At 63.9% G+C, this 19,192-nt stretch carries 14 protein-coding genes; 12 read left to right on the forward strand and 2 right to left on the reverse strand.

The window, feature by feature from the left end:
* Window positions 1-45: 45 nt before the first annotated feature.
* The 6 genes from IV454_RS10545 (at window position 46) to IV454_RS10570 (ending at window position 9,552) form a co-directional block, all read left to right on the forward strand.
* Entirely contained in the window at window positions 46-774 is a 729-nt protein-coding gene (locus tag IV454_RS10545) for a response regulator (protein ID WP_206091411.1), read from the forward strand.
* Complete coding sequence (locus IV454_RS10550; protein WP_206091412.1) at window positions 771-2,135, forward strand: ATP-binding protein; 1,365 nt, start codon at window positions 771-773, stop codon at window positions 2,133-2,135. Before IV454_RS10545 ends, IV454_RS10550 begins: the two co-directional genes overlap by 4 nt.
* Window positions 2,136-2,217: 82 nt before the next feature.
* Window positions 2,218-3,393 carry an efflux RND transporter periplasmic adaptor subunit gene (locus IV454_RS10555; protein ID WP_206091413.1) on the forward strand — a complete coding sequence of 392 codons (1,176 nt, stop codon included), beginning with the start codon at window positions 2,218-2,220 and terminating at the stop codon, window positions 3,391-3,393.
* Complete coding sequence (locus IV454_RS10560) at window positions 3,390-6,482, forward strand: efflux RND transporter permease subunit (RefSeq protein WP_206091414.1); 3,093 nt, start codon at window positions 3,390-3,392, stop codon at window positions 6,480-6,482. The genes IV454_RS10555 and IV454_RS10560 overlap by 4 nt, the downstream gene beginning before the upstream one ends.
* Window positions 6,483-6,576: 94 nt before the next feature.
* On the forward strand, window positions 6,577-8,475 hold the full coding sequence (locus IV454_RS10565) for an FAD/NAD(P)-binding protein (protein WP_206091415.1): 1,899 nt from the start codon (window positions 6,577-6,579) through the stop codon (window positions 8,473-8,475).
* Window positions 8,476-8,649: 174 nt separating this feature from the next.
* On the forward strand, window positions 8,650-9,552 hold the full coding sequence (locus IV454_RS10570; RefSeq protein ID WP_206091416.1) for a hypothetical protein: 903 nt from the start codon (window positions 8,650-8,652) through the stop codon (window positions 9,550-9,552).
* Between the two features lie 606 nt (window positions 9,553-10,158).
* Here IV454_RS10570 and hemB read toward each other — a convergent pair.
* Complete coding sequence (gene hemB, locus IV454_RS10575; protein ID WP_206091417.1) at window positions 10,159-11,169, reverse strand: porphobilinogen synthase; 1,011 nt, start codon at window positions 11,167-11,169, stop codon at window positions 10,159-10,161.
* Between the two features lie 125 nt (window positions 11,170-11,294).
* Window positions 11,295-12,020, reverse strand: a complete 726-nt coding sequence (gene yihA, locus IV454_RS10580; protein ID WP_206091418.1) for a ribosome biogenesis GTP-binding protein YihA/YsxC — start codon at window positions 12,018-12,020, stop codon at window positions 11,295-11,297.
* Between the two features lie 199 nt (window positions 12,021-12,219).
* Between yihA and IV454_RS10585 the strand changes: the two genes are divergently transcribed.
* The 6 genes from IV454_RS10585 to IV454_RS10610 all read left to right on the forward strand — a co-directional run bounded on the left by IV454_RS10585 (window position 12,220) and on the right by IV454_RS10610 (window position 19,139).
* Window positions 12,220-12,897, forward strand: coding sequence for a c-type cytochrome (locus IV454_RS10585; RefSeq protein WP_206091419.1), 678 nt, complete (start codon window positions 12,220-12,222; stop codon window positions 12,895-12,897).
* A gap of 146 nt (window positions 12,898-13,043) precedes the next feature.
* Entirely contained in the window at window positions 13,044-15,146 is a 2,103-nt protein-coding gene (locus IV454_RS10590) for a cytochrome c biogenesis protein ResB (protein WP_206091420.1), read from the forward strand.
* Between the two features lie 51 nt (window positions 15,147-15,197).
* Window positions 15,198-16,388 carry a c-type cytochrome biogenesis protein CcsB gene (gene ccsB / locus IV454_RS10595; RefSeq protein ID WP_206091421.1) on the forward strand — a complete coding sequence of 397 codons (1,191 nt, stop codon included), beginning with the start codon at window positions 15,198-15,200 and terminating at the stop codon, window positions 16,386-16,388.
* 88 nt (window positions 16,389-16,476) lie between these two features.
* Window positions 16,477-17,457 carry a protein-methionine-sulfoxide reductase catalytic subunit MsrP gene (gene msrP, locus IV454_RS10600; protein WP_206091422.1) on the forward strand — a complete coding sequence of 327 codons (981 nt, stop codon included), beginning with the start codon at window positions 16,477-16,479 and terminating at the stop codon, window positions 17,455-17,457.
* Between the two features lie 5 nt (window positions 17,458-17,462).
* A complete protein-coding gene (gene msrQ / locus IV454_RS10605) occupies window positions 17,463-18,086 on the forward strand; it encodes a protein-methionine-sulfoxide reductase heme-binding subunit MsrQ (RefSeq protein ID WP_206091423.1) in 624 nt (207 codons plus the stop codon).
* Between the two features lie 42 nt (window positions 18,087-18,128).
* Window positions 18,129-19,139 carry an Rpn family recombination-promoting nuclease/putative transposase gene (locus IV454_RS10610; protein ID WP_206091424.1) on the forward strand — a complete coding sequence of 337 codons (1,011 nt, stop codon included), beginning with the start codon at window positions 18,129-18,131 and terminating at the stop codon, window positions 19,137-19,139.
* Window positions 19,140-19,192: the final 53 nt, after the last annotated feature.

A 19,192-nucleotide genomic window follows, 5' to 3' on the forward strand; every position in this document is an offset into this window, starting at 1 on the left:
CAAAACCGCTATCCGGGCCCACCTGAAGTGGGGATAATTGCGGGCATGGATACTCCTTCTACTATTCTCATCGTCGACGACGACCGTGACATCCGTTCGCTGCTGGCCGATTATCTCGAATCGAACGGCTACCGCGCCCTGGCCGCGGCCGACGGCACCGCCATGTGGAAGACGCTCGACGAAGCGCGTCCCGACCTGATCGTGCTCGACCTGAACCTGCCCGGCGACGACGGCCTGACCCTGTGCCGCAAGCTGCGCGCCACCTCGACCCTGCCGGTCATCATGCTGACCGCCCGCAACGAGCCGCTCGACCGCATCCTGGGGCTGGAAATGGGCGCCGACGATTACCTGCCCAAGCCGTTCGAGCCGCGCGAGCTGCTGGCGCGCATCCGCAGCGTGCTGCGCCGCAGCCACGCGATGCCGTCCAACGCGCCATCCGACAATGCCCAGCAAATGCGCTTTTCCGGCTGGACCCTGGACCTGACCGCGCGCCACCTGCTCAATCCCGACGGCATCGTCATCATGCTCTCGGGTGCCGAATTTCGCTTGCTGCGCGTATTCCTGGAACACCCCAACCGCGTGCTCAACCGCGACCAGCTGCTCAACCTGACCCAGGGCCGCGACGCCGATCCTTTTGATCGCTCGATCGACATCCAGATCAGCCGCCTGCGCCAGAAGCTCGGCGAAGATGCGCGCCTGCCGCAGATCATCAAGACAGTGCGTAACGGCGGCTATGTGCTGGCCGGCCAAGTGACGGTGGAGCCCGGCACGTGAAGGCCTTCTTCGGTTCGATGACCGGGCGCGTGTTCCTGACATTGCTGCTCGGCGTCGTGATCACGGCCGTGCTGACCCAGCTGCTGGCCGAAAACGAACGCCAGCGGGTGATCGAAGCCTTCCGCGACCAGCATGCCATGGACCGCTCCGAGCAATTGATCACCGCCACCGAAACCGTGCCGGCCTCGGCCCGCCTGGCCTATCTGGACGCGGCCAACCGGCCCGGCATCCAGCTGGTCGTCATCAACGATGACTTGCCGGTCGCGCCCGCGCCGACCCCGTTCACGGCGGCGCTGGCGGTGCGCATGGGGCCGCAGTACAAGCTGGCCAGCATCGCGGCCCGCCCGCCCGCCTGCGACGTGCCGCGCATCCAGAACAGCATGTTCGGTCCGACCGAGTCGCAATGGAAGGGCGTGTGCGAGAGCATCAACGTGCGCCTGCGCGATGGCGAACTGCTGCGCCTGATGGTGATGCCGCCGCCGCCCTCGGTCATCGCCCACGAAACCGATTACCGCATGATCATCGGCCTGTTCCTGGTCAGCATCGCCTTCCTCGCCTACCTGGTCGCGCGCATGACCACCCGTCCGCTCAAGCAGCTGGCGCAGGCCGCCAAGGATCTCGGCAACGATATCAACCACCCGCCCTTGCAATTGGCGGGCGCGAGCGAAATCCGCCAGGCCAGCGCGGCCTTCAACGCCATGCAGGCGCGCATCCGCCAGTACATTTTCCAGCGCACCCAGATGCTGGCCGCCATCACCCACGACTTGCAGACGCCCCTGACCCGGATGCGCCTGCGCCTCGAAAAAGTCAGCGACAGCGAGCTGCGCGACCGCCTTGTGGGCGACTTGTCGGCGATGCAGGAAATGGTGCGCGAAGGCCTCGATCTGGCGCGCAGCACCGACACCACCGAAGCGATGCAGGCGCTCGACCTCGATTCGCTGCTCGACAGCGTGACTTGCGACGCCACCGACGCCGGCCAGCAGGTGGTGGTCCACGGCCACGCCGGCATGGCCCTGCTGGGGCGGCCGATGGCGCTGCGGCGCTGCCTGGTCAACCTGATCGACAACGCCGTCAAGTACGGCCAGCGCGCCCATGTCACGGTGGACGCGGGCGCCGGCGCGGCGCGCATCCGCGTGCGCGACAACGGCCCCGGCATCGCGCCGGGCGAGCTGGCGCGCGTGTTCGAGCCGTTTTACCGGGTCGAAACCTCGCGCTCGCGCGAATCCGGCGGCACCGGTCTGGGCCTGACGATCGCCCGCAATATCGCCGAGCAGCACGGCGGCAGCATCGCGTTGATCAACCATCCGGAGGGCGGCCTGGAGGTCACCCTGGTCTTGCCGGAGTATTACGCCGGCAAATAGCCCCGCCGCCAGCGCCGTCATCGCTTACCATTGAACAACTGAACCGATCATAAGGCGCCCGCAGTGGCGACCAGGGAAACGCATGAAAAAGAAGAGCATCGTCATCATCGTCGGCCTCGCCGTCCTCATCGGCGCCGGCGCATGGTATCTGGGCCGGGGCGGGCAGCACGCCGGTGCGGGCGAGAAGAATGGCAAGGGCGACGCCAAGGGCGGGACCCAGCCGCCAACCATCGTCAACGTGGTGGCGCCGCAGCGCCAGGACGTGCCGGTGGTGTTGCAGGCCAATGCCAGCGTGACCCCGGTCAGCACGGTCGACCTGCATCCGCAGACCACCAGCACGATCCGTACGGTGCATATCAAGGAAGGCCAGTTCGTCAAGGCCGGCGAATTGATGTTCTCGCTCGACGACCGCAGCGAGCGCGCCAATATCGACAAGGCGCGTGCCCAGATGGCGCGCGATGCCGCCGGCCTGGCCGACCTGGAGCGCCAGTACAAGCGCAGCGAGGAATTGGTCGCGCAAAAATTCATCGCGCGCAGCGCCGTCGATACCCTGAAAAGCCAGGTCGAGTCGGCGCGCGCGCTGGTCGGCGCCGGCCAGGCCGCGCTCAAGGCCGAGCAGGTCAACGCCAGCCACAGCGCCATCCGCGCGCCGATGGCGGGCCGGGTCGGCGCCATCAATGTATTCCCGGGCAGCCTGGTGCAGCTGGCCACCTCGCTCACCACCATCACCCAGCTCGACCCGATCAACATCGCCTTCAGCCTGCCGGAAGCGTCCTTGGGCGACCTGCTGGCCGCGCAAAAGAACGGTCCGGTCGCGGTCGAGGCGCTCGGCACGGCCGGCGCCAAGGCCGCCAGCGGCAAGCTCAGCTTCATCGACAATACGGTCGATCCGCTGGCCGGCTCGATCAAGGTCAAGGCCCTGTTCGACAACAAGGGCACCAGCCTGTGGCCGGGCCAGTACGTCACCGCGAGGGTGACGGTGCAGACGATCAGGAACGCGGTGGTGATCCCGCAGTCGGCCATCATCAGCAACAGCCACGGCACGTTCGTGTATGTCATCGGCGCCGGCCAGAGCGCGCAACAGATGCCGGTCGCGCGCCTGCACACCTTCGGCCTGAACGCGGCCGTCTCGGGCTTGAACGGCGATGAAAAAGTCATCACCGAAGGCAAGCAGAACCTGCGCCCCGGCGCCCGGGTCAAGCTGGCCGATGCGTCCGCTCCGAAACGTGAAGGCAAGAGCACGGTGGCGGCACAATGAGTCTGTCCGAACTGTGTATCCGGCGCCCCGTCATGGTGGTGCTGCTCTCGCTCAGCCTGATCCTGGTGGGCGTGCTCTCGTACATGGCCATTCCGGTTGCCGCGCTGCCCAGCTATAACACCCCGGTCATCAATGTCCAGGCCAACCTGTCCGGAGCCAGCCCGGAAACCATGGCGTCCTCGGTCGCGCTGCCGCTCGAAAAACAGTTTTCGACCATCGCCGGCATCAACCTCATCACCTCGACCAGTACCCAGGGCCAGACCTCGCTGACCCTGGAATTCGATCCCAGCATCGATGTCAACGTGGCCGCCATCGATGTCCAGGCCGCGCTGCTCGGCGCCCAGCGCCAGCTGCCGCAGGAAATGACGGAGTTGCCTTCCTACCGCAAGGTCAACCCGGCCGATGCGCCGGTGCTGTTCATGGCCATGACCTCGCCCTCGATGAATCTGTCGGAGCTGAACGATTACGCCGAAAACCTGGTCGCCCCCAGCCTGTCGACCCTGCCCGGCGTGGCCCAGGTATCGGTCAACGGCCAGAAACGCTTCGCGGTGCGGGTGCGCGCCAAGGCCGACCTGATGAACGCGCGCAACCTGTCGATGGACGAGCTGGCGCTGGCCTTGCGCGCCGCTAACTCGAACGCGCCGCTCGGCGTGCTCGACGGTCCGAGCCAGACCATGACCATCCAGGGCAATGCCCAGCTGATGAACGCGGCCGCGTTTTCCGAACTGATCGTGGCCACCCGCAACGGCGAGCCGGTGCGCCTGAAAGACGTGGCTGCGGTCGAGGACAGCTACCAGTCGGTGAAGGCGGCCGGCAGCTACAACGGCGAGCGCTCGATCGTGCTGCTGGTGCAGCGCCAACCCAACGCCAACACGGTGCAGGTGGTCGACGCGGTGCGCAAGCTCTTGCCGCGCTTCGAAGCGCAGCTGCCCGCCTCGATCAAGATCAGCCTCGTCAACGACCGTTCGGTCTCGATCCGCGAAGCCATCCACGACGTCAACCTGACCCTGGCCGGCACCGTGGCGCTGGTGGTGCTGGTGATCTTCCTGTTCCTGCACCGCGCCGCCGCCACCTTCATTCCGGCCGTGACGATGCCGATTTCCCTGCTGGGCGCCTTGTCGCTGCTGTATGCCTTCGGCTACAGCCTGGATAATGTGTCCCTGCTCGGCATCACCCTGGCCGTGGGCCTGGTGGTCGACGACGCCATCGTGGTGCTGGAAAACATCGTACGCCACATCGAAATGGGCAAGAAGCCGGTCGAGGCCGCGCTGGTCGGCTCGCGCGAAATGGGCTTTACCATCGTCTCGATTTCGATCTCGCTGGTGGCCGTGTTCATCCCGATCTTCTTCATGCCGGGCGTGATCGGCCTGCTGTTCCATGAATTCGCGGTGGTGGTCGGGCTGTCGGTGCTGGTGTCGGCGCTGGTGTCATTGACCCTGGTGCCGATGCTGGCCAGCCGCCTGCTGCCGGCCCATGCGCTTGATGGGGGCGGCGAGAAAAGTTTTATCGGACGCCACTTCGAGGCCGGCTTCGCGCGCGTGCGCGACGCTTACGCGCGCTCGCTCGACTTTGCGCTGGGGCACCGCTTCATCGTGCTGCTGGTGGCGCTGGGCACCTTCGTGCTGACGATCATCCTGTACACCACCATTCCCAAGGGCTTTTTCCCCGAGGAAGACCTGGGCCAGCTGCGCATGAGCATCGAAGCGGCCGAGGATACCTCGACCGACGCCATGCTGCTCCTGCAAGAAAAAGTGGTAGCCATCATCCGGGCCGATCCGAGCGTGCAGGATGTGACCTCGTTCACCAGCGGCGGCAACACCGGGCGCGGCTTCATTGCCCTGAAACCGCGCGACCAGCGCGTGAAAATGCCGCAGGTGGTCGACAGCTTGCGCAAGGCGACCCGCCAGGTGGCCGGCGTGGCGGTATTCCTGTCGCCGATCCAGAACCTGCAGCTGGGCGGGCGCCCCAGCAAGAGCCGCTACCAGTACACCCTGCAAAGCGTCAGTTCCGATGCGCTGGGCGACTGGGCCGGCAAATACCTGGAGCGCATGCGCGCCGATCCGGACTTCCGCGACGTCACCAGCGATTCGCAGAACCGCGGCCTGCAAGCGACCCTGAAAATCGACCGCGACAAGGCCAACGCCATGGGCGTGCAGATCGCCGACGTGCGCACCGCCCTGTACGCGGCCTTCGGCGAGCGCCAGGTGTCGACCATTTATTCGGCCGCCGCCAGCTACAACGTGATCCTGGAAGCCGAACTGGCCGACCGCCAGTCCGAGGATGCGCTGGGACGGGTGTCGGTGCGCAGCAAGGGCGGCCAGCTGGTGCGCTTGTCGAGCTTCGCGACGGTCGAGCGCACCGTGGGTCCGACCGCGGTCAACCACCAGGGCCAGTTGCAGGCCATTACCCTCTCGTTCAACCTGGGCGCCGGCGTGCCGCTCGGCGTGGCCACCGGCAAGATCGACAGGATGGGCGTGGACATGAAGCTGCCGGCCTCGGTGATCACCAAATATGGCGGCGACGCTGCCGTGTTCCAGGATTCGCAGTCGAGCCAGATCATCCTGATCGTGGCCGCGCTGGGCGTCATCTATGTGCTGCTGGGCGTGCTGTACGAAAGCTTCATTCACCCGCTGACCATCCTGGCCGGCTTGCCCTCGGCCGCCGTGGGTGCGCTGCTCACCTTGCGCATCTTCGGGCTGGACCTGACCATGATCGCCATCATCGGCATCCTGATGCTGATCGGGATCGTCAAGAAGAACGCCATCATGATGATCGACTTCGCCCTGCACGCCCAGCGCAACGAGGGCTTGAGCCCGGCAGCGGCGATCCGCGAAGCCTGCATCCTGCGCCTGCGCCCGATCCTGATGACCACCATGGCCGCGCTGATGGGCGCCCTGCCGATCGCGCTGGGCGTGGGCGCCGGCGCCGAATTGCGCCAGCCGCTCGGCCTGGCCGTGGTCGGCGGCCTGCTATTCTCGCAAGTCATCACGCTCTACGTCACCCCGGTGATCTACCTGTTCCTCGACAAGTACAGCGGCAGCGGGCCGATGACCGATGCCCAGCTGGCCACCCTGGAAACGGTGCATTGATATTTCCATAAGGGATTTAATTGACTGGAAGCAACACGATTTTTTGACCGCCTGCCACCATGGAAGCTGCATTTTTCATCGACAGGCGGTCACCATGAAACCTTACAGCGTCACCCTCATCGGCATGGGCCCGCGCGGCCTGTCCCTGCTCGAACGCATTGCCGCGTTTGCGCGCGCCCACAATACGCCGCTGCAAATCAATCTGATCGATCCGGGCGAGTGCGGGCCCGGGGTGCACTCGCCGAACCAGCCGCAACACCTCCTGATCAATACCATCGCCAGCCAGGTCACCATTTTCCCCTTCCGCGAGGCGGTCGAACTGGCCCCGGTGTGCGCCACCACGCCATCGCTGACCGAGTGGGCCCATGCCGAGGGCTACCGCCGCTTCGGCGAGCAGTTCGTGCAGGTGGGGCCGGGGGACGAGGGCGGCGCCACCGTCACCGAAGCGGACTACCTGCCGCGCCAGCTGCTGGGGCGCTACCTGATCTGGGCTTTTGACGCCATCCGCGCGGCCCTGCCGCCGAGCGTCGCCCTGAGCCACCTGCGGCAGCGTGCCATCGACATGTTCCAGATGCCGGACGGCAGCTTCATGGTGGAACTCGACAGCGGTTTTTCGGTCAGCAGCGATTTTGTGTTCATGACCACCGGCCACGGCCGCAATAACCTGACCGACGAGGAAGCCTGGTGCCACAAATTCGCGCAAGACCATGCGCGCTACAACGGCAAGCTGGCCTTCATCCGCCACGTGTATCCGCTCGACAAGCTGGTCGCCATCGCCAGCGATGCCAGGGTCGCCATCGAAGGCCTGGGCCTGACCGCGCACGATGTGCTTGCGCAGCTCACGGTGGGCCGGGGCGGGCGCTTCGAGCCGGCCGGCAGCGGCTTGCGCTACGTGCGCTCGGGACGCGAGCCGGCGCTGCTGCTGTTTTCGCGCAAATGCCTGCCGGCGGCGGCGCGCGGCGTCAACCAGAAGGGCTTGAACGGCCGCCACCAGGCGCGCTTTTTCACGCGCGAGGCGGTGCGCGCGCTGCGCCAGCAAGCCCAGCGCGAGCGCGGCAGTTCCCAGCTCGACTTCGACCGCGAACTGCTGCCGCTGCTAATGAAGGAAATGGGGTGCGCCTGGCGTGGCGCGCTGGGCCGCCCGGTGCCCGTGGGCGCCGCCTACGAGCCGGGTGCGGAGGAGCGCGCCGCGCTCGATGCGATGCTGTTTCCCCTGCAGGCGCGCAATTTCGCCAACGCCGACGACTTTTCGACCTTTTTCACCTGCATGATCGCGGACGACTTGTCGGAAGCGCGCCGCGGCAACCAGGGCAGCCCGATCAAGGCCGCGGCCGACGTGCTGCGCGACGCCCGCACCGTGCTGCAAGACATGATCGAGCATGGCGGCCTGAGCGCCTCCTCGCACCGCAAGTTCCTCAGTGTCTATAACCCGGCCATCAACCGGATCACCTTCGGCCCGCCCAGCCATCGCAACGAGCAGTTGCTGGCCCTGATCGAGGCCGGCGTGCTGAGCGTGGCGGCCGGGCCCAACGCCGCCATCCGTATCGACGAAGACTTGTCCCAGTTCGCCCTGCACACGCGCTTTGCCTCCGGCTCGGCGATCCAGCACGTCGATGCGCTGGTGGTGGCCCGGCTCGACGTGTTTTCGCCGGAAACCGATGAAAGTGCACTGATCCGTAACCTGCTCAAGCGCGGCACCATCCGGCCCTTTTACAACAACACCTTCCACCCGGGCGGAATCGACATCGACCAGGCCAACCATCCGCTCGACAGCGCGGGACGCCCGAGCGCCAACCTGTGGGCGCTCGGCTATCTGGTCGAAGGGCCGAATTACTATACCCACGCCCTGCCGCGCCCGCGCATGCACTCGCGCCAGGTGCTTGACGCCGAACGCTGCGTGCGCGAACTGTTCGGCCAGATGGCCGAGCGCGACCATGCGCGGCGCCAGGCGCGCCCGCGCTTCCTGGCCGCCGCCGAGCGCGCCACCACCTGAGGCGTCCGCCGCCTCGATTGTTGCAGAGCTGATACATATAGTAACAACCCTCAAGACATGCATCTTGTAAGCTGCACAGGGTGTGCTAGCCGATGCGCAAATGCCGCAAAACGTATAGACTTCGGCACGTGTGCCGCATTTCGTTGACGCCGTACCCTGGAAAGCTGTTTTATTTTGCGTGACCATTCCCACCATTCGACCGAGAATACCGGCTACTGCGAGCATTGTGGTCAGCCCTTGCCCGGTTACGCGGTGCCCAGTTACGAAGTCAAGCGCTTCAATTCGGTCGGGATCGCCATCACGGTGCTGCTGCACGTGCTGCTGGTGCTGCTGTGGGTCTTGAAGCCGCAGAGCGAGAAAAAGGCGCCGCCGCCGCCGTCGGGCGCGGAGATGGTGTATGTCATGCCGCTGCCGCAATCGAAGCCGCAGCCCAAGGAACAGCCGAAAACGACCGCCAAACCGACCACCCAGGCCAGGCCCAACAAGCCGACCGTGGCCAAGGTGCAGCGCTTGCCGAATACCATTACCCTCCCGAATGAAAAGCCGCTCAAGGAAGCCGATACGCCGGAGCCGCCCAAGCCGGTGCGGCCAACCGTGGTGGTGCCCGAGACCGACATGTCGGCCGCCATCGAAGCACGGCGGCGCGCACGCGGCCAGACCGAGAGCGAGCAGCCGGCCGAGGAAAGCGCGGCCGAACGCGGCATGCGCATCGCCAAGGCGAATATCGCCGCCGCCAATGGGCGCAGCCAGGGCGACGACCGCAACGATACGGGCGGCGTGTTCGAGGTGAAGAAAAATACCATGACGGCCACCGTCAAGTTCCGCGGCTGGAATCCGAGCTTCAAGCGGCGCTGGCTGCAGGAAGTCACGGTCGAGCTGGGCACGGAGAAGGATATCGAGACGGCCGTCATCAAGAAAATGATCGAGATTATCCGCAAGGAAAAGACCGGCGATTTCGAATGGGATTCGCACCGCTTGCAGAAGGTGGTGACGATGAGCGCGCGGGTGCAGGATACGGCGGAGCTGGCCGATTTCTTGCAGAAGGAAATGTTTCCGGAAAACCGGCGTGGACGCTAAGACGCTAGCTCGTCGTTCCTGCCACTGGCGGAAACGACTTCCCGCGCAGGGCTAGGCGCCCCCACGGCAACCCAAGTTCGAGCAACAGCTACTGCGCTAAATACTTGGATTCCCGCCTCTCCAGGAACTGAGCTCTGGATTCGATGGCGTTAGGTTCAGCGTTTTTCTGACCACAAACTTCAGAACCGTCATTCCCGCGCAGGCGGGAATCGAAGTCCGGCGCTCAGCCGACGGCTACGGTACAAAATTGGATTCCCGCCTGCGCGGGAATGACGGAGCGTACGTTAGCGGCATTAGTCTCTGGACTCGCCTCGTTCCAAGGAATTGGAGGAGTTTCCTAGAAACTGGAGGCTCTCCAGGAACTGAGCTCTGGATTCGATGGCGTTAGGTTCAGCGTTTTTCTGACCACAAACTTCAGAACCGTCATTCCCGCGCAGGCGGGAATCGAAGTCCGGCGCTCAGCCGACGGCTACGGTACAAAATTGGATTCCCGCCTGCGCGGGAATGACGGAGCGTACGTTAGCGGCATTAGTCTCTGGACTCGCCTCGTTCCAAGGAATTGGAGGAGTTTCCTAGAAACTGGAGGCTGCGCGGGAATGACGTGTCTTAGGCATTCGCCTTGAGGAGGCGCGCAATATCGAGCGCAAAATAGGTCAGCACGCCATCGGCGCCGGCGCGCTTGAACGCCATCATCGCTTCCATCATTACCTTGTCGTGGTCCAGCCAGCCGTTCTGCACGGCCGCCTTGATCATCGCGTACTCGCCGCTGACCTGGTAGGCAAAGGTCGGCACCTTGAACTCTTCTTTCACGCGGCGCACGATGTCCAGGTAGGGCATGCCCGGCTTGACCATGACCATGTCGGCGCCCTCGGCGATGTCGAGCGCCACTTCGCGCAGCGCTTCATTGCCGTTGGCCGGGTCCATCTGGTAGGTGAACTTGTCGCTCTTGCCGAGCGAGGCCGCCGAGCTGACCGCTTCCCGGAACGGGCCGTAGAAGGCCGACGCATACTTGGCCGAATACGCCATGATGCGGGTGTGGATGAAGCCCCGCTCCTCGAACGCCTGGCGCAGCGCGCCGATGCGCCCGTCCATCATGTCCGACGGCGCCACCACGTCCACCCCGGCTTGCGCGTGGCACAGGGCCTGGCGGATCAGCATGGCGGTGGTTTCGTCGTTGAGCACGTAGCCATTGGCGTCGATCAAGCCATCCTGGCCGTGGCTGGTGTACGGGTCGAGCGCGATGTCGGTCAGCACGCCCAGTTCGGGAAAGCGCGCCTTCAGTGCGCGCACGGCGCGCGGAATCAGGCCGTCCGGGTTGACCGCTTCGATGCCGTCTGGGGTTTTCAGGGAGGCATCGATGGAAGGAAACAGGGCCAGCACCGGAATGCCGAGGCTGACGCATTCTTCGGCCACCTGCAGCAGCAGGTCGACCGAGAGGCGCTCGATGCCCGGCATCGCCGAGATCGGCTGGCGCTGGTTGACGCCGTCGACGATGAAGACCGGATAAATCAGGTCGGACGAGGTAATCGTGTTTTCGCGCACCATGGCGCGGGAAAACGGATCGCGCCGCATGCGGCGCATGCGCGTGGCGGGGAACTGCACTGGAATAGTGGACATCGTTATTTTCCGAGTGAACAAAAAATCAGGGTATCAAGCCGCGTTGATCAGACCGCGTCGTCAGACCGTGTCGTCAGACCGTGTCGTCAGACCGCGTCGTCAGACCGTGTCGTCAGACCGTGCCCTCAGACCGCTTCATCGTCGCCGTCGACCGGGTCGACCAGCGGGGTGTCGGGATCGGCGGCGATCGGCGTCAAGCCCAGCAGGTCGATGATCTTGTCGTTGGCTTCCTCGATGCCGACCCGCTTGAGCGCCGAGAACAGTTGCACCGTGAACGGGAAGCCTTCGCCATCTTCATCGACATAGCTTTCGAGCATCATGCGCGCCTGGCGCAAGGCATTCGTCGATTCGTTGCGGTTGAGCTTATCGGCCTTGGTCAGGATGCAGTGGATTGGTTTACCGGTGGGGGCGAACCATTCGAGCATCTGCACGTCCAGTTCGGTGAACGGGCGGCGCGAATCCATGATCAGCACCAGTGCGGCCAGCTGTTCGCGGCGCTGGACGTAGTCGCCCAGCAGCTTTTGCCAGTGCAGCTTGGCCGAACCGGACACTTCGGCGTAGCCGTAGCCGGGCAAGTCGACCAGCAGGGCCTCGATTTCCTCGACGATGGTGGCATCCTTGCGGTGTTGCCCGACGTGGGCGCCGCCGATCGAAAAATAATTGATGTGCTGGGTGCGGCCCGGCGTTTTGGAGGCGAAGGCGAGACCTTTCTGATTGGTCAGAATGTTAATGGCGGTCGACTTTCCTGCATTGGAACGCCCGGCGAAGGCGATTTCCGGTGCCTGCGTATCGGGTAAATCGCGCAGTTGGTTGACGGTCGTGAAGAAGCGGGCTTGCCAGAGTTTGGACATGGGATGGGCAGAAAATGCAACAAGAGGGGCGATAACGCGAGAAAGCTATTGTACAATAAGGGGTTACGAATTGTTGTCACGCAAAAGCCATGGCGAGCACACAAGATCGTTTGCACTACATTAGAACCGAATTTCCGGGGCAGGTTTGATCCGGAAACTCTCAACAAAACCAATTTTCGACTTGTCTCAGGGTGTTTGAATGAATCGTGCGTTTTTACCGGCCGCCGGAGCGGCGTTTGTGAAATCCTTGCTGGTGGCTACCCTTGCCGTGTCGGGCCTCGTGTCCGCCAACGAGCATGCACCCGCCCCAGCCAAGGCCGACGCCGCCAAAGGCGCGACCCTGTACGACAGTGGCGATGCCGCACGCGGCCTGGCCGCCTGCGCCTCCTGCCACGGCGCGGCCGGCAATTCGACCATCGCCGACAATCCCAAGCTGGCTGGCCAGTTCGACGTCTACATCCACAAGCAACTGATCGATTTCACCACGCCCAAGCGCAAGCAGGCCGTGATGACCGGTTTCGCCAAGATGCTGTCGGACGAAGAAAAGAAAAACATCGCCGCTTACCTGGCCACGCAAACCCCGAAAGCGGGCGCGGCCAAGAACAAGGATACCGTCTTGCTGGGCAAGAAAATCTACCGCGGCGGCATTCCAGCCACCGGCGTGGCCGCCTGCGCCAGCTGTCACGGCGCCAACGGCAATGGCATCCCGGTGCAATTCCCGCGCCTGGCCGGCCAGCACCAGACCTATACGGTCACGCAATTGCAAAATTTCAAGGAAGGCAAGCGCGAGAACAGCGTGCAGATGACGACCCTGGCGCAGCGCATGTCGACCAAGGAAATGGAAGCCGTGGCGGACTACATCGCCGGCTTGAAGTAAGCGGTAAGGCCGCTTGCGGCCGGGGCAGGCGCCGCCAGGCGCTTGCCTGCCATGGAAGGTCAAAGGGCGGCGGCGCGCAAGCGGGCTGCCCTTTTTGTTGGTATCCTCGCGGCTTATTCGTGCCTGCACATAGGGATCTGTAGAGAATGAGCACCACCGGAATAGTTTTGAACACGCGCCGCCCGGTCCTGGCCGAGGCAGTCGAGCTGGTCTCGTCGATGCGCTTTGCCATCAGCATGCTGACCATCATCGCGATTGCCTCGATGATCGGCACGGTTCTGACGCAAAACCAGCCCATGCCCAATTACGTCAACCAGTTCGGTCCGTTCTGGTTCGATGTGTTCAACAAGCTCGGCCTGTACGCGGTGTATTCGGCCTGGTGGTTCCTGCTGATCCTAGTGTTCCTGATCATCTCGACTTCGCTGTGCATCGTGCGCAATGCGCCGAAAATGATCAAGGATATGCGCAGCTGGCGCGAGAACGTGCGCGAAACGTCGCTGCGCAACTTCCACCACAAGAGCGAGTGGAGCGCGCCGCTCTCGCGCGCTGACCTGGCGCGCCAGAGCGCCGCCCGCCTGTCCGACGCCGGCTACGCGGCCAAGATCGTGGAAAAGGACAAGGCCACTCTGGTCGCGGCCAGGAAGGGCGCGGCCAACAAGTTCGGCTACATCTTCGCGCACAGCTCGATCATCATCATCCTGGTCGGCGGCATGCTCGATTCGGACATTCCGATCCAGTTCCAGGAATGGTTCCTGGGCAAGAAGCCCTTCGTTGGCGGCGGCTTGATTTCCCAGATTCCCGCCGAGAACCGCCTCAGCCTGAGCAACCCGACTTACCGCGGCAATACCCTCATTCCCGAAGGCCAGTCGAGCGATATCGCGATCATTCCGCGGCCGGACGGCGCGCTGCTGCAGCCGCTGCCGTTTACGATCGAGCTCAAGCGCTTCATCATCGATTTTTATTCGACCGGCATGCCCAAGCTGTTCGCCAGCGAAGTGGTGATCCGCGACCACGAAACCGGCAAGACTTTCCCGGCCACGATCAAGGTCAACGAACCGCTGATCTACAAGGGCGTGGCGGTGTACCAGTCGAGCTTCGAAGATGGCGGCACCAAGCTCAAGATGCTGGCCTGGCCGATGAGCGGCACCGATACCGCTTCCTTCGCCATGAACGGCGAAGTGAACGCTTCCACGCCGCTGGCGCGCGGCGGCGAGCAATACACGGTCGAGTGGAGCGGTTTCCGGCCGTTCAACGTCGAAAACACGGCCGGCAACCAGGATGCGCGCGCCGTTACCAAGGGCCAGAGCCTGAACGAGCAGTTCGCCGTCTCGCTCGACAAGCATTCCGGTTCGGCCGGCAAGAATGCGAATAACAAGGATTTGAAGAACGTCGGTCCGAGCGTGCAATACAAGCTGCGCGACAAGACCGGCCAGGCGCGCGAATACCAGAACTACATGCAGCCGGTGACGGTCGACGGCGCCGAGGTGTTCCTCGCCGGTGTGCGCGCCTCGCCCGGCGATCCGTTCAGCTACCTGCGCATTCCATCGGACCAGGCGCACACGGTCAAGGAATGGATGCGCCTGCGCGCGGCGCTGGCCGATCCGGCCCTGCGCGAGCTGGCGGCCGAGCGCTATGCGCGGCGCGCCATGCCGGTCGCCAGCAACACGCCGGCGGCCACCCTGGCGCGCCAGTTGCAGGAATCGTCATCGAAGAGCCTGGCTATCTTCGCCGGCGACGGCAAGCCGGGCGGATACGTGGCGGTGTCGCGCTTCCTGGAGAAAATTCCCGCCGCCGAGCAGGAAAAGGCGGCCGATATCTTCATGAAGATCCTCAACGGCACCCTGTGGGAGCTGTGGCAGGCGGCGCGCGAAAAGGATGGCCTGGCGCGGATGGAAGGCGACGAGAACCAGGCGCGCTTCCTGCAACTGGCTACCAATGCCCTGTCCGACAGCTTTTTCTACGGCGCCCCGGTCTATCTGCAGCTCGACGAATTCGTCGAGGTCAAGGCCTCGGTGCTGCAGGTCACGCGCTCGCCGGGCAAGGCCGTGGTCTATCTCGGCTGCGTGTTCCTGGTGCTGGGGGTGTTCGCCATGTTCTATATCCGCGAGCGGCGCCTGTGGATCTGGGTGCGCGACGGCGAGGACGGCGGCCCCGCGCACGCCCTGATGGCCATGAGCACGCAACGCAAGACGCTCGATTTCGAGCACGAATTCAACGATTTGAAAGCCAAGCTCGCACAGTTGGCGTAAGCTGTGCCGCATATTCCCGCGCACCTTGGCTGTGCCGTACTGGAGAACGAGATGGAAGCATCGCAAGCAACACAAGCATCACAAGCAGCAGCCCACCTGGCCCAGGGTCAGACTTACCAGCAGGCACCAGGCTACTTCAAGCGCCTCGGCCCGCTCGACTGGCTGTTCGCCGCGCTGCTGCTGGGCGCCTCGCTGTTCGCGCTGAACCGCTACGGCGCCTTCATGGATGCCTACGAAAAGGTGATCCTGGTGCTGGCCGCGCCCACCTTCGCCGCCCTCGGCTGGCACTGGAAGCCGGTACGCTGGCTGATGCCGCTGGTGGCGCTGCTGGCGCTGTTCGCCGTGTCCCTGTACGACGGCAACCTCGACATGGCGAACAAGAAATTTTTCCTGAAATACATGCTGTCGAGCCAGTCCGCGATTTTGTGGATGAGCGCCCTGTTCGTGTTTTCCACCGTGTTTTACTGGGTCGGCATGCTCAGCCGCTCGAACTTCGGTTCCTCGGTCGGCTCGCGCCTGTGCTGGGCCGCCGTGGTGCTCGGCTGGACCGGGATGATGGTGCGCTGGTACGAGTCCTACCTGATCGGCGCCGACGTCGGCCATATTCCCGTCTCCAACCTGTATGAAGTGTTCATCCTGTTTTCGATGATCACCGCCATGTTTTATTTGTACTACGAGAAACACTATGCCACCCGCCAGCTGGGCGCCTTCGTGCTGCCGGTGATCGCCGCCGCGGTCGGCTTCCTGCTGTGGTACACGGTCTCGCGCGACGCCGCCGACATCCAGCCACTGGTGCCGGCCCTGCAGAGCTGGTGGATGAAAATCCACGTGCCCGCCAATTTCATCGGCTACGGCACCTTCGCGCTGGCGGCCATGGTCGGCTCGGCCTACCTGGTCAAGTCGTATGGCCACCTGGAAGACCGCCTGCCGTCCCTGGAAGTGCTCGACGACGTGATGTACAAGTCGATTTCGGTCGGTTTCGCCTTCTTCACCGTGGCCACCATCCTGGGCGCCCTGTGGGCGGCCGAAGCCTGGGGCGGCTACTGGTCCTGGGATCCGAAGGAAACCTGGGCCCTGATCGTCTGGCTCAACTACGCGGCCTGGCTGCACATGCGCCTGATGACGGGCCTGCGCGGCAGGGTGGCGGCCTGGTGGGCCCTGATCGGCCTGGTGGTGACGACCTTTGCGTTTTTGGGCGTGAATATGTTCCTGTCCGGCTTGCATTCTTATGGCAAACTTTAATGGCGCAAGTACGCTGGGCTGAAAGCGGCAAGATGGTGTAATGTGGGTAATGACTCGCTGAAACCATCTGATTTGCCGAAAGACGCCCATGCTGATCAAACGTAGCCCCAACGGTATCGACCTGCCGTTTTCCTCCGACATCACGCCGCAGGCGGTGTACGAATCGCGCCGCCGTTTCATCGCGCAGATGGCGGCCGGCGCCGTCGCCGGCGGCGCCTTGTGGGAAATGGCCAACCGCGAAGCCTTCGCGGCCGCCGCGCCGGCGCAAACCTTGGTCGGCAAGCTCAATCCGGCCTATGGCGCGCTCGACAAGCAGACTCCGTTCAAGGATGCGTCGACCTACAATAACTTCTATGAATTCGGCCTCGACAAGGCCGATCCGGCCCAGAACGCGCACACGCTCAAGACGCGCCCCTGGACCGTGAGCATCGAAGGCGAGGTCAAAAAGCCGATGACCCTGGACCTCGATGCGCTGCTCAAGCTCGCGCCGCTCGAAGAGCGTATCTACCGGCTGCGCTGCGTGGAAGGCTGGTCGATGGTGATTCCGTGGGTCGGCTATTCGCTCTCCGAACTGATCAAAAAAGTCGAGCCGACCGGCAACGCCAAATACGTCGAATTCGTCAGCCTGGCCGACAAGGCGCAGATGCCGGGCGTCGGCAGCCGCGTGCTCAACTGGCCGTATGTGGAGGGCTTGCGCATCGATGAAGCCAATCATCCGCTGACCTTGCTGACCCTGGGCATGTACGGGCAGACCCTGCCGAACCAGAACGGCGCCCCGGTGCGTCTGGTGGTGCCCTGGAAATATGGTTTCAAGTCGGCCAAGTCGATCGTCAAGATACGCTTCGTCAAGGAGCAGCCGCGCACGGCGTGGAATGTGTCGGCGCCGTCCGAGTACGGCTTTTATTCCAACGTCAATCCCGAGGTCGACCATCCGCGCTGGTCGCAGGCCAGCGAGCGCCGCATCGGCGAAGATGGCTTCTTCCAGAAAAAGCGCAAGACGCTGATGTTCAACGGGTACGGCGACGTCGCTTCCCTGTACAGCGGACTTGACCTGAAAAAGAACTTTTAAGCACGATGGCTTTCAATCCCGCTTCCCGGCAGCTGCTCGCCATCAAGGCCGCGCTGTTCGCGCTGGCGCTGGTACCGCTGGCGCGCATGGTGTACCTGACCGTCAGCGGGCAGCTGGTCGAGCCGCTCGAATTCATTACGCGCGGCACCGGCGACTGGGTGCTGTACATGCTGTGCATCACCCTGGCGCTCACGCCCCTGCGGCGCCTGACGGGCTGGAACTGGCTGGTCAAGCTGCGCCGCATGGCGGGGCTGTTCACCTTTTTCTACGGCTGCCTGCACTTCCTCACCTTCCTCTGGTTCGACCATTTTTTCGATCTGGCGGAGATGTTCCGGGACGTCATCAAGCGCCCCTTCATCACGGTGGGCTTCATCGCCTTCGTGCTGCTCATTCCGCTGGCCGTGACCAGCACCAACGGCATGATCAAGCGCCTCGGCGGCAAGCGCTGGCAGTGGCTGCACCGGCTCATTTATCTGATCGCGCCGCTGGCGATCCTGCATTTCTGGTGGATGAAGGCCGGCAAGAACAACTTCACCGAGCCGCTCATTACCGGCGCCATCGTGGCCGTGCTGCTGGGGCTGCGGGTAGTGTGGAGCCGCCAGAAAGCCGCCGCCGCCGCGCGCGCCTGAGGCAGCGCAAAGGCAGGGCAGGGGCGCTCGCTACAATGCGCCATGCCCGCCCTTCACGATCGCGGATACCGTTCGCTGTTCGCCCACCCGGAACTGGTGCGCGAACTGGTCACCGACTTTACTTCCATCAAGCTGCTCGACGAGATTCCGCTGTCTGCCTTCGAGCGGGTCAACCCGGCGTATGTGAGCGAGCGCCTGTCGGCACGCGAGGATGACATCGTCTGGCGCGTGCGGCTGGGCGATGAATTTCTTTACGTGTACATCCTGATCGAATGCCAGTCCGGCGTGGACAGCTGGATGGCACTGCGCATGCAGACCTACATCGGCTTGCTGTACCAGGACCTGGTCAAGGGCCACAAATTGTCCCCTGGCCTGCTGTTGCCGCCGGTGCTGCCGCTGGTGTTCTACAACGGCGTGCCGCGCTGGAGCGCCAGCATGGACTTGTCCGGCCTCCTCATGCAAGCGCCCGCCGAACTGGCGGCCTTGCAGCCATCCCAGCGCTACGTGCTGATCGACCAGCAGCGCCTGGACAGGGCAGAGTTGGAAGCGAACGCCAGCCTGTTGGCGCTGCTGTTCCGGTTTGAACTTTCTGCCACCCCCGATGTCTCAAAAAATGTCTTTGCTGCGCTGACCACATGGTTCAAGGGATCACCCCAGGCCAGCCTGCGGCGTTCGGTTCAGGTGTGGATCAACGCACTGCTGGCACGCGGAGCCAGCAAAGAGGAATTGTGCATGGTTGACAGGGTGGAGGAGGGTGCTGACATGGGCGGTAAGCTTGCAATCTGGGCCGAGCAGTTCGAGGAGCTCGGCTTTCAAAAGGGATGCGCGCAAGGTAAGGCGGAAGGCAAGGCGGAAGGCGTCGCTGAAGGCAAGGCCGAAGGGCCGGTAATAGCGCTACGCGGGGTGCTGGGCAAGCTGTTGCGCATCCGGTTCGGTGATGTGCCGGACTTGGCAGCTCAACGCATCGAGCAAGCCACGCAAGGGGAACTTGAGCGCTGGATCGAGCGCGGCATCGCCGCTCCCAGCGTGCCGGCACTGTTCGGCGCTGACTGAAGCGTGTGCCGGCAAGGCGCTGACGTCGGCATGAAACCTGGCGCCAATACGCG

This window comes from Massilia antarctica, from assembly GCF_015689335.1.
In the GTDB taxonomy this organism is placed as follows: Bacteria; Pseudomonadota; Gammaproteobacteria; order Burkholderiales; family Burkholderiaceae_D; genus Telluria_A; species Telluria_A antarctica.

Bases quoted from the DNA above. Each gene is read 5' to 3' on its own strand.
- IV454_RS10545 (WP_206091411.1), top strand. From the start codon at position 46: ATGGATACTCCTTCTACTATTCTCATCGTCGACGACGACCGTGACATC.
- IV454_RS10555 (WP_206091413.1), top strand. From the start codon at position 2,218: ATGAAAAAGAAGAGCATCGTCATCATCGTCGGCCTCGCCGTCCTCATC.
- IV454_RS10560 (WP_206091414.1), top strand. From the start codon at position 3,390: ATGAGTCTGTCCGAACTGTGTATCCGGCGCCCCGTCATGGTGGTGCTG.
- IV454_RS10565 (WP_206091415.1), top strand. From the start codon at position 6,577: ATGAAACCTTACAGCGTCACCCTCATCGGCATGGGCCCGCGCGGCCTG.
- hemB (WP_206091417.1), bottom strand. From the start codon at position 11,169: ATGTCCACTATTCCAGTGCAGTTCCCCGCCACGCGCATGCGCCGCATG.
- yihA (WP_206091418.1), bottom strand. From the start codon at position 12,020: ATGTCCAAACTCTGGCAAGCCCGCTTCTTCACGACCGTCAACCAACTG.
- IV454_RS10585 (WP_206091419.1), top strand. From the start codon at position 12,220: ATGAATCGTGCGTTTTTACCGGCCGCCGGAGCGGCGTTTGTGAAATCC.
- IV454_RS10590 (WP_206091420.1), top strand. From the start codon at position 13,044: ATGAGCACCACCGGAATAGTTTTGAACACGCGCCGCCCGGTCCTGGCC.
- ccsB (WP_206091421.1), top strand. From the start codon at position 15,198: ATGGAAGCATCGCAAGCAACACAAGCATCACAAGCAGCAGCCCACCTG.
- msrP (WP_206091422.1), top strand. From the start codon at position 16,477: ATGCTGATCAAACGTAGCCCCAACGGTATCGACCTGCCGTTTTCCTCC.
- msrQ (WP_206091423.1), top strand. From the start codon at position 17,463: ATGGCTTTCAATCCCGCTTCCCGGCAGCTGCTCGCCATCAAGGCCGCG.
- IV454_RS10610 (WP_206091424.1), top strand. From the start codon at position 18,129: ATGCCCGCCCTTCACGATCGCGGATACCGTTCGCTGTTCGCCCACCCG.